This is a genomic window from Arthrobacter sp. 10T44 (genome assembly GCF_056393885.1).
The window spans coordinates 81,252-90,571 of sequence record NZ_JBFTGT010000011.1; the positions used below are offsets into that span (position 1 = coordinate 81,252).

11 protein-coding genes are annotated in these 9,320 nt (G+C 67.7%); 2 read left to right on the forward strand and 9 right to left on the reverse strand.

Features of this window, described 5'->3' with window-relative positions:
- Nucleotides 1-5 precede the first annotated feature (5 nt).
- From AC1DBL_RS15735 to AC1DBL_RS15755, 5 genes are all read right to left on the reverse strand, one after another.
- Nucleotides 6-1,421 carry an aspartate ammonia-lyase gene (locus AC1DBL_RS15735; protein WP_476893410.1) on the reverse strand — a complete coding sequence of 472 codons (1,416 nt, stop codon included), beginning with the start codon at nt 1,419-1,421 and terminating at the stop codon, nt 6-8.
- Between the two features lie 8 nt (nt 1,422-1,429).
- The gene (locus AC1DBL_RS15740; RefSeq protein ID WP_476893411.1) at nt 1,430-2,470 is read right to left on the reverse strand and encodes an asparaginase; all 1,041 of its coding nucleotides are present in this window, start codon (nt 2,468-2,470) and stop codon (nt 1,430-1,432) included.
- A 70-nt stretch (nt 2,471-2,540) separates the two neighbouring features.
- Entirely contained in the window at nt 2,541-3,248 is a 708-nt protein-coding gene (locus AC1DBL_RS15745; RefSeq protein ID WP_476893412.1) for a FadR/GntR family transcriptional regulator, read from the reverse strand.
- A gap of 134 nt (nt 3,249-3,382) precedes the next feature.
- Entirely contained in the window at nt 3,383-3,979 is a 597-nt protein-coding gene (locus AC1DBL_RS15750; protein WP_441419261.1) for a DUF305 domain-containing protein, read from the reverse strand.
- A gap of 112 nt (nt 3,980-4,091) precedes the next feature.
- A complete protein-coding gene (locus AC1DBL_RS15755) occupies nt 4,092-4,556 on the reverse strand; it encodes a hypothetical protein (protein ID WP_476893413.1) in 465 nt (154 codons plus the stop codon).
- 151 nt (nt 4,557-4,707) lie between these two features.
- Between AC1DBL_RS15755 and AC1DBL_RS15760 the strand changes: the two genes are divergently transcribed.
- Nucleotides 4,708-5,031 (forward strand): ArsR/SmtB family transcription factor, encoded by a 324-nt coding sequence (locus AC1DBL_RS15760; protein ID WP_476926444.1) that lies wholly within the window; start codon nt 4,708-4,710, stop codon nt 5,029-5,031.
- Nucleotides 5,028-6,161: a cation diffusion facilitator family transporter gene (locus AC1DBL_RS15765; RefSeq protein WP_476926445.1), complete on the forward strand. Its 1,134-nt coding sequence runs from the start codon at nt 5,028-5,030 to the stop codon at nt 6,159-6,161. Before AC1DBL_RS15760 ends, AC1DBL_RS15765 begins: the two co-directional genes overlap by 4 nt.
- Before the next feature lie 6 nt (nt 6,162-6,167).
- Here the strand turns inward: AC1DBL_RS15765 and AC1DBL_RS15770 are convergent, their stop codons facing one another.
- The 4 genes from AC1DBL_RS15770 to AC1DBL_RS15785 form a co-directional block, all read right to left on the reverse strand.
- Nucleotides 6,168-7,124 (reverse strand): L-lactate dehydrogenase, encoded by a 957-nt coding sequence (locus AC1DBL_RS15770; RefSeq protein WP_476926446.1) that lies wholly within the window; start codon nt 7,122-7,124, stop codon nt 6,168-6,170.
- 21 nt (nt 7,125-7,145) lie between these two features.
- Nucleotides 7,146-7,889 (reverse strand): glucose 1-dehydrogenase, encoded by a 744-nt coding sequence (locus AC1DBL_RS15775; RefSeq protein ID WP_476926447.1) that lies wholly within the window; start codon nt 7,887-7,889, stop codon nt 7,146-7,148.
- Between the two features lie 181 nt (nt 7,890-8,070).
- Nucleotides 8,071-8,688, reverse strand: coding sequence for a uracil-DNA glycosylase family protein (locus tag AC1DBL_RS15780; protein ID WP_441419267.1), 618 nt, complete (start codon nt 8,686-8,688; stop codon nt 8,071-8,073).
- A 335-nt stretch (nt 8,689-9,023) separates the two neighbouring features.
- On the reverse strand, nt 9,024-9,320 hold a 297-nt coding region (locus AC1DBL_RS15785), incomplete at its 5' end, for an HNH endonuclease (protein WP_476926448.1).

Below are 9,320 nucleotides of genomic sequence, written 5' to 3' on the forward strand. Positions count from 1 at the left end.
GGGCGCTACTTGCTCAGGTTGGCCAGTCGCTGCGGGCTGAGCAGTTCGGTGAGCTGCTCGGCGGTGAGCAGCCCGTGTTCGAGTACGAGTTCCGCGACTCCCTTGCCGGTGGCGAGGGCTTCCTGCGCGATCGCCGTGGCGGTCGCGTAGCCCAGCTGCGGGTTGAGGGCGGTGACGAGGCCGATTGACTGTTCCACCGTCAGGCGGAGCCGTTCGGTATTGGCGGTGATACCCCGGACGCAGCGGGCCGTGAGGGTGCGGCAGGCGGCTTCCAGGTGCGAGATGCTCTTGTGGAGGCTGTGGACGATGATCGGTTCGAAGGCGTTGAGCTGGAGCTGGCCGGCTTCTGCGGCCATGGTGATGGTGACATCGTTGCCGATGACCTCGTAGGCCACCTGGCTGACCACCTCCGGGATGACCGGGTTGATCTTGCCGGGCATGATGGAGGAGCCGGACTGCACGGCCGGAAGGTTGATTTCGCCGAAGCCGGCGCGCGGGCCGGAGGAGAGCAGCCGGAGGTCGTTGCAGATCTTGGACAGTTTCACGGCCACCCGCTTCAGCACCCCGGAGAGGTGCACGAAGGCGCCGACGTCCTGGGTGGCCTCGATCAGGTCCGCCGCCGTGACCAATGGCAGGCCGGTGATCTCGGCAAGGTGCCGACAGGCGGCCTCTGCATAGCCCGCCGGGGCGTTCAGACCGGTGCCGATCGCCGTGGCGCCGAGGTTGATCTCGTGGATCAGCAGGTCGGCTTCGGCCAGCCGGAGCCGGTCCTCGCCGATCGTGACGGCGTAGGTGCCGAACTCCTGCCCCAGCGTCATGGGGACGGCGTCCTGCAACTGGGTGCGGCCCATCTTCACCACCGTGCGGAATTCGACGGCCTTGGCGGCGAAGGCATCTTCCAGCTCGGTGAGGGCTGCCAGCAGTTCCCGGGCGGCGAAGATCGTGCCGAGTTTGACCGCGGTGGGGTAGACGTCGTTCGTGGACTGGCTGAGGTTGACGTGGTCGTTGGGGTGCAGCCGTGCGTAGTCGCCCTTCGGGTGTCCAAGGATTTCCAGGGCCCGGTTGGCGATTACCTCGTTGGCATTCATGTTCGACGACGTTCCGGCACCGCCCTGGATGACGTCCACCACGAACTGCTCGCTGAGTTTGCCGCTCATGACATCGGTGCAGGCGTCCTCGATGGCACGGGCGCGCTCGGCGTCGAGCAGCCCGAGCTCGTGGTTGGTGCGGGCGGCAGCCAGCTTCACGGCGGCCAGCCCTCGGACCAGGTACATGTTGGAGGACAGCGGCTGGCCGGTGATGGGGAAGTTCTCTACGGCCCGAAGGGTGTGGACACCCCAGTAGGCGTCAGCGGGAACATCCCGGTCGCCCAGGAGGTCATGTTCGGAGCGGAAGTCGGCGGGTTCGTCGAGCGGGGTCATGGCGGTCCTTATAGGGCGTGGGGGTCGTTGAAAGTTACGTGGGCGGCGAGGAAATCGGTGGCCTGCAGCAGTCCGACGGGCCGGCCGCCGCCCAGCACAGCTGACGTGGTGAGCCCCGTCAGAGGCGAGGTGTCGACGTCGAGCGCCTCCAGCAGGCGCACGGTGACAGGCATCCGGGCGCGGTCCCCGCCGTCGGAGATTTTGACGGCGACGGCGCGGCCGTCCGGAAGGCCCACGAGCTGGACGCCCTCAAAGCCGTCCTTCGCGAGGAGGCCGGGGACCAGGCGCATCAGTGCGGTGACATCTCGGTCCTCGCCCGCCACCATCCCGGGGTGGCGGCGCATGGCGTGGGCCACGGCAGCCTCCGCGCTGTCGGATCCCTTTGCCGAGGCCAGCTGGCCGAAGGCGCGGGCCATGCCGCGCAGGGTCAGGGCGAACAGCGGGGTGCCGCAGCCGTCGGTGGAGGCGCGCTCAGGCTGCTCGCCGGTCAACTCCGCCACGGTCCGGGCCACGAGTTGCTGCAACGGGTGCGCCGGGTCCAGGTATCCCCGGACGGGCCAGCCGTTGACGAGGCAGGTGGCAACCATCGCGGCGTGCTTTCCGGAGCAGTTCTGCGCCAGCCGGGTGGCCTGGCCGCCGCCGCCGAGCCATTCCTCGCGTTCGCGGACGCCGTAGGGGAGGTCGGTGCTGTTCTCAAGGTCAGCGGGGTTGAGGCCGTACAGGTCCAGGATGCGCAGCGCGCCGTCGCGGTGGACGGTGGCTCCGGAGTGGCTGGCGGCGGCCAGGGCGAGGAGTTCCTCCGGGAGGTCGAGGCCGGCGCGAACCATGGCGACCGCCTGCAGGGGCTTAAGGGCGGAGCGCGGGTAGAACGGGGCGAGCGGCTCGCCGGCGGCCAGGAGGGTGCGGCCGTCCGCCGCGGTGGCGATGGCCGAGCCGTAGTGGACGCTCTCGGCCATGCCGTCGCGGGTCTGGACCGCAAGGGGGACGTGCTGCGGGAGCCTCGCGGGGGCCGCTGGAGTTGGAATGTGCGCGACGGCAGGGGAAATCATTGCGTCCTTAGCAGTGGAGGTGTTCGTTGCTGTTCAAGGTGCTGTTGCTGGGTCTGCCCGCTGGGCCGGATCACACGCCGGCGTGGGGATGCAGGATCGAGGCGAGGGCAAGACCAACGGCGTGCAGGTGCTGGCTCATGGCGATTCGCGCTGTTGCTGCGTCGCCGCCCTCGATGGCGGCCAGGATGCGCCGGTGCTCTTCATCCGAGGCGTGCTGGCGGTCCGCCACCATATTCAGGGTCTCCGACTGATGTGCCAGGGCCTCGCGGATGTCCGCGACGACGTTCTCGAAGACCTTGTTCCGGCTGGCCTTCGCGATCAGGGCATGGAAATTCGAATCCAGGCCAACCCACACTTCGGGGTCGTCCTCGGCGGTCATGGCCGCGACGATGTCCCGCATGGTGTCCAGTTCCTCCGGCGAACGGCGTTCCGCGGCGAGCCCGGCGGCCGGAACTTCGATGTGGGGGCGGGCCTCGGTGAGGTCCAGGGCGGAATACTGGCCCAGGACCAGGTCTTTGGCCACATGGTCGGCGACGACGAAGGTGCCCCGCCCGGTCCTCGTGACGGTAAGCCCCAAGGCGTTGCAGGAACGCAGGGCCTCGCGGACCACGGAGCGGCTCACGCCGTACTGCTGGGCGAGCGTGGCTTCGGAACTCAGTTTGGCGCCGATGCCGAGCTTGCCGGATTCGATCTCGGAGCGCAGGACGTTAAAGACGGCCTCGGCCGCGCTGAGGCGGGCGAGTGGTTGTCCGGCTGTCCGGCTGTCTGACAGGTTCACCTCTCAAATATGGCAGAGGTCACACTGGGGTGTCAACCGGCTCCCACGCCCGGGAGCCGGCCGAGCGGACACTTGGGCACACTCCGAGGGCCCGGTCAGGGCTACAAGTGTCCGCTCGGACCCGGCAGCTGAGCCTAGAGGCCGGCCAGCAGTCCCTTCATTTCCTTGATTTCGTCCGTCTGGGAGGCGGCGATGTCCCTGGCCAGTTTGATCGCGTCCGGGTTCTTGCCGCTTCGGACCTCCGCGTTGGCCATCTCGACGGCGCCCTCGTGGTGGGCGATCATTTGGGTGAGGAACAGCTTCGCGGCCTCGGTGCCCGTGGCGGCGTCGAGCTGGCGGATTCCGTCATCGCTCACCATGCCGGACATGACGTGGCCTCCCGGCATTTGGGTGGATTCGTTCCAGCTCCGGAGCCAGCCGGTCATCCGTTCGATCTCCGGCCCCTGGGCAGCCTTGATGCGGCCGGCCAGGGCGGTCACCTTGGGGTCGATGCCCTGCTCCTTGAGCATCATCTCGCTCATTTCGACAGCCTGGGCGTGGTGCGGGATCATCCCCTGGGCGAACATGGTGTCCGTGCCGTTGTGGTCCGCGGCTGCGGGCGCGGAACTCGATCCCGCGCTGCCGTGGTCCATGCCGGGCATGCTGCTGCCGGAGCCGGTGCTGGCGGAGCAGCCGGCCAGGGCGATGATCGCGGCGAGGGCGGTGGCGGAGATTGTCAGTGCTTTGTTCATCAAAATTCTGTCCTTTGGGAATCCGGCGTGCGCCGGCGGCGGACGATGCGAGCCTAAGGGGTGCGCACCGTGTGGGGGCGTGGGTGCCGGCGAAGCGCGGCACGGATCCCCTTTACGTCCGGCTAATGGACAGCTCGTTCGGCGTTGGCGTGGAGGGGAGGTAGGAGTTGGCGGCGAGCTGGTCCACTTCCGCCGCGCTCCGTGGCCGGAACGTGAGCAGTGTTGTCCCGGGCAGGGGCGCGCTCAGGGACGCGCCCGAGGGGGCCGGGGTGCACGACGTGTGTGCCGCGTGCTGTTCGCCGCAGCCTCCACCGCAGACGCACGACGGCGGCGTCGGAGTTTCGTGATGGATCGCCTGGCCGGTGTGCGCGGGTGCAGTATGGCCGGCAGCTGCGTGGAAGGATGCAGAATGGCCGGACGCTGGGGCGGTCTGGACGTGCTCAGCCGAGGCGTGCGCTCCCTGGGTGCCAGCGAGGACGTGCATGCCGAGAAGCCCGGCAAGCACGGCGAGGATGCCGGCCAGCAGGGCGAAGCGGAGGAGGCAGGCGGCCGGATCATGCTTCGATGCTTCGGTCACGTCGCACCTCCTTTCAGGCTGATGTCCCGCAGTTCAGGCTACCGGTGATCAACGATGGCTCCGCTGATTGTGTTCCAGCCACCCGCGGCCAGCCCGGTTAACAGTTGGACCGACGCGGCGGGTGTGAAAGTATCTGCGTATGAATGCAGATATGCGGGTTGATGTCGAAAGCCCCCACGTGGAGCTGGCCGTCGAAGTATTTTCCATGCTGGCCGACGCCACGCGGGTCCGGCTGATCCTCGCTCTGGGGAACGGTGAGCTGCCGGTTAACGCCTTGGCGGAGCAGGTCGGGAAACCGGCCTCTGCCGTCTCGCAGCACCTGGCCAAGATGCGGCTGGGCGGTATGGTCGCCACCAGGCAGGAAGGCACCAAGGTCTTTTACCGGTTGCAGAATGATCACGCCCGCCAGCTGGTGATGGATGCGATCCACCAGGCCGAGCACGCGCTAGGCACTGCCCCGGGACACGGCGCATGAGCGGGCCGGGGAACGCAGTGGGCCACAACCGCCACGGGGAACACGACGGCCACGATCATCCGCATGATCACGACCACCCGCACGAGCACGACCACGATCACGACCACCCGCACGATCACGAGCACGAACACGAGCACGATCACGACCACGACCACGCGCACGATCACGACCACGCGCACGGCCACACCCACGCCCCCGGGCTGAAGGGTTGGCTGCACGAGCTCTTCGTCCCGCATTCCCATGACGCCGCGGACTCCATCGACGAGGCACTCGAGTCCAGCGCCCAGGGCATCCGCGCGGTTAAAGTCTCACTGCTGGGCCTGGGCGCCACCTCGCTGTTCCAGCTGGCGATTGTGCTGATCAGCGGATCGGTGGCGCTGCTGGCGGACACCGTGCACAATTTCTCCGATGCGCTTACCGCGGTGCCGTTGTGGATTGCGTTCCTGCTCGGCCGGCGCAAACCGACGCGTACCTACCCGTACGGCTTCGGCCGCGCCGAGGACCTGGCCGGACTCTTCATCGTCGCCATGATCGCCCTCTCCGCGGTCGTGGCCGCCGTCGAATCCATTCGCCGCTTCTTCGAACCGCAGCCCGTGCAGAACCTCGGCTGGGTCCTCGCTGCAGGCCTCGTCGGCTTCGCGGGCAATGAGCTGGTGGCGATCTACCGGATCCGGGTCGGCCGGCGGATCGGGTCCGCGGCGCTGATCGCCGACGGCGTGCACGCCCGGACTGACGGCTTCACGTCGCTCGCCGTGGTGGCCGGTGTCATCGGCGTCTGGCTCGGCTTCCCGTTGGCGGATCCGATCGTGGGGCTGCTGATCTCGGTGGCGATCATGGTGCTGCTCTGGGGCACCGTGCGCGACGTCGGGCGGCGACTCATGGACGGCGTCGACCCCCAACTGAGCGATGCGCTCGCTGGCGTCGTCCGGGAGCGCTCGCCACTGGGCGGGACCTCCCGGCTGCGCTGGTCCGGGCACCGGCTGCACGCCGAGATCACGGTCCCCCTCAGTCCGGACGCCCGGCTGGCCGATCTTTCCTCGGTGGCCGCGGACCTGGAAGAGGGCGCCAAGGCGGCGCTGCCGCACCTCGGCTCGGTGACGGTGGTGCCGTCCATAACGCAGTCCGCTTAGCCGGGGTCAGATCCCCAGGGAAGCGAGGCTCTGCCGCAGGGTCTCGGCCGAGTGGTGGAGGGAAGCGAGTTCGCCCTCGTCCATGGGTGTCTCCAGGACCGCGCGCACGCCGCCGTTGCCCACGATGCTGGGCAGTGAGAGGGCGATTCCGTCGATCCCGTACTGCCCGCCCAACACCGTGGAGACCGGGAGCACCGCGTTTTCCGAGCGCAGCAGCGCCTCCACGATCCGGGCACCGGAGAGGCCGATCGCGTAATTCGTGGCGCCCTTGCCGGCGATGACTTTGTAGGCGGCCTGCGTGACTTCGCGGGCGGTTTCGGTGAGGTACCCGGGGGTGAAGATGCGCTCGCCGTCGACCCTCCAGTCCCGGATCGGCACCGGGCCGATGGTCGCACCGGACCAAACCGGGAATTCGGTGTCGCCGTGTTCGCCGACCATGCTGGCGTGCACGCTGGTCACGGACACGCCCGCACGGTGCGCCAGCAACCAGCGCAGCCGCGAGGTGTCCAATACGGTGCCGGAGGAGAAAACCCGGGAGGTAGGCAGCCCGGTGATCTTTTGCGCGGCCACGGTCAGCACATCACAGGGGTTGGTGACAAGCACGTAGACCGCGTCCGGGGCGTGTTCGAGCAGTTGCGGCATGAGCTGCTCGAGGATGCGGACGTTGGTGCCGGCCAGGTCCAGGCGGGTCTGGCCGGGCGCCTGTTTGGCCCCCGCGGTGATGACGACGACGTCGGCGCCTTCGGTGACGCTGATGTCCCCGCCGCCGTTGACGGTTGCCGCCGCCGCCGTGAACTGGGTGCCGTGCGCCAGGTCCAGGACCTCGGCCTCGGCCTTGGCCGCGTTGACGTCAAAGAGCGCGACGTGGCTGGCCGAGCCGCGGATCAGGGCGGCGTAGGCAAGCGACGTGCCGACGCTGCCGGCGCCGACGACGGCCAGTTTGGACCCGGAGCGTGCGGACATGAGCCTCTCCATCCTGCGCGGTCAGCTGCCGGGCGGCACGACGGTGCCCGCGGTTTCGCCGCCATCAATGACGAATTCGGCACCCGTGACGAAGGAGGATTCCTCGCTGGCCAGATAGACGGCGAGCTGCGCGATCTCGGCGGGTTGGCCGATCCGGTGCAGCGGCACATGGCCGGTGTCGAAGGTCATGCCCTCGGTCATGGGGGTCTGGATGACGCCGGGGTGGACGGAGTTGACCCGGATCCCGTCCCGCCCGAGGTCGAGTGCGGCTGCCTTGGTCAGGCCGCGCACGCCGAATTTCGACGCGGTGTAGCCGGCGAGGTTCTCGTAGCCGCGCAGTCCGGCGATGGAGGAGACGTTGATGATGGAGGAGGAGCCCGCCCTGGCCAGCGCTGGGGCGGCGGCCTTGATGCCGTTGAAGACCCCGGTGAGGTTCACCTCGATGATCCGGGCCCATTGTTCGTGCGGGTAGTCGTCGATCCGCCCGAAGTTCACGATGCCGGCATTGTTGACCAGGATGCTCAGGCCGCCGAAAGCGGACACGGCCTCGTTAACTGCTGCGTCCCAGTCCGCCGGGCTGGTCACGTCCAGGTGAACGTAGCGGACGCCGTCGCCGAGTTGAGCCAGTAACTGGGCGCCGTCGTCGTCCAGCACATCGCCGACGACGGCCCTCGCCCCTTCGTCAAGGAAGCGCTGCGCGATCGCGGCGCCAATGCCGCGGGCGCCGCCGCTGATCAGTGCGACTTTGCCGTCCAAACGTCCCATACCGTTGTCCCTTCGAGCTGCACCAGTCAGCGCTGTATCCGTCTGCGCTGCATCCGTCTGCGACGGGCCGGCCGTGATGCGGTCAGCTATCCCAGCTTGGCTGGAGGAGACGTGGTTGGGCAGGGCCGTTGGGCCCAAGGGCGACGTCGGCAGGCGGCGGCGAGCCGGAGTCGTGTGGCGCCTAGAGGTGCTGGATCCCCGCCCGCTGCATGGCGTCCTTGTAGACCGCGACGTTCTTGGCCAGGAGTTCTTCCTGCTTGGCCGGCGATACGGCAAAGGCGCGGCCACCCAGCGCGGTGGCTTTGTAGATTTTCACGCCGCGGTTCTTCAGTGAGGAGTGGTAGGTCTTTTCGAACAGCGTCAGGAAGGCATGGGCGTCGGCACCGTGGGCGATGATCGCGGAGGTCCGCTTGTTGATCTTCATGAACTGGCGGAAGGGCCGCAGGCCGTCGGTCTTTTCCTGGACGTTCAGGGCTGACGGGAGCTCCGGGTCGCGGACCCAGGGATAAGCGTTCCACGGCATCACATAGCGCGGGTCGAGTTCGACGGCTTCGTAGATGGAGGTGGCGCGGCGGGCTGCCTCGTCCTCGTTGAAATGCGAGACGAACCCCGATTCGCAGCCCTTGCCGGGCGCAATATGGAGGGTCACGATGCGGCACTCGTCCTCATCATGGACGGGGTCGATGTACGGGACCACAGATCCCGGCTTCTTCTCCATCAGTTCGTCGCAAAGTTGGGTCACGGCCGCGATGTTCGGTTCCTGCAGCAGAGTCTTCTTTTCGTCCCAGTCAATCGTCACGATTTCTCCCTCAGCACTCGGCGTCCAGAATCAGGCGTCTTGTTCCACTCTACGCTTCTGTGCCGGAGGGTGTTTTCGTGCGGCCCGGAAGAGGCGACGGACCCCTAGCCTCGGCTTCTGGGCAGGCGTACGCTTAAAGCGCCTGCAGGTAACCACTTGATTAAGCCGGGTCGTTCTGGACATGAAAATGTCCGAGCCGTCTCATAGCGAGATCGCGAAGGTACCTGCAGGTCCTGTGTTTAACGGATTTTTGGCGTTTAGCGGATACATGGCGGCCTGCCGCCCTCCCCGAAGTCCCTCAGCAGGCCGCGGACGGCCAACCTCGTCCCTAAGTCTCAGGCCGCTCTCGCAGTCCTGACCCGCCCGAGCTTCAGCACCTTGACGAGGTGTCGAAGTTCCCGACGCTGGCCGAATGTCGCAGTCGACCCATATGCCCCTCCCGGCAGCGGCGGGGAGGTGGAGTGGTAGCTGTGGCCGGTGGGTGTGGTGAGTTGGAGGGTGTGCCGGGGTCCGGGGCGGGGTTGTGCGTTCCAGCCGGGGGTTTCTTTGGTGTGGTTGCAGGCTTCGCAGAGCCCGGCGCCGTTGGCTGCTGTGGTTGCGCCGCCGGTGTGCCAGGGGATGATGTGGTCCAG

Excerpts from the sequence above, each read along its gene's own strand:
- AC1DBL_RS15735 (WP_476893410.1), bottom strand. The coding sequence starts at position 1,421 with ATGACCCCGCTCGACGAACCCGCCGACTTCCGCTCCGAACATGACCTC.
- AC1DBL_RS15740 (WP_476893411.1), bottom strand. The coding sequence starts at position 2,470 with ATGATTTCCCCTGCCGTCGCGCACATTCCAACTCCAGCGGCCCCCGCG.
- AC1DBL_RS15750 (WP_441419261.1), bottom strand. The coding sequence starts at position 3,979 with ATGAACAAAGCACTGACAATCTCCGCCACCGCCCTCGCCGCGATCATC.
- AC1DBL_RS15760 (WP_476926444.1), top strand. The coding sequence starts at position 4,708 with ATGCGGGTTGATGTCGAAAGCCCCCACGTGGAGCTGGCCGTCGAAGTA.
- AC1DBL_RS15765 (WP_476926445.1), top strand. The coding sequence starts at position 5,028 with ATGAGCGGGCCGGGGAACGCAGTGGGCCACAACCGCCACGGGGAACAC.
- AC1DBL_RS15770 (WP_476926446.1), bottom strand. The coding sequence starts at position 7,124 with ATGTCCGCACGCTCCGGGTCCAAACTGGCCGTCGTCGGCGCCGGCAGC.
- AC1DBL_RS15775 (WP_476926447.1), bottom strand. The coding sequence starts at position 7,889 with ATGGGACGTTTGGACGGCAAAGTCGCACTGATCAGCGGCGGCGCCCGC.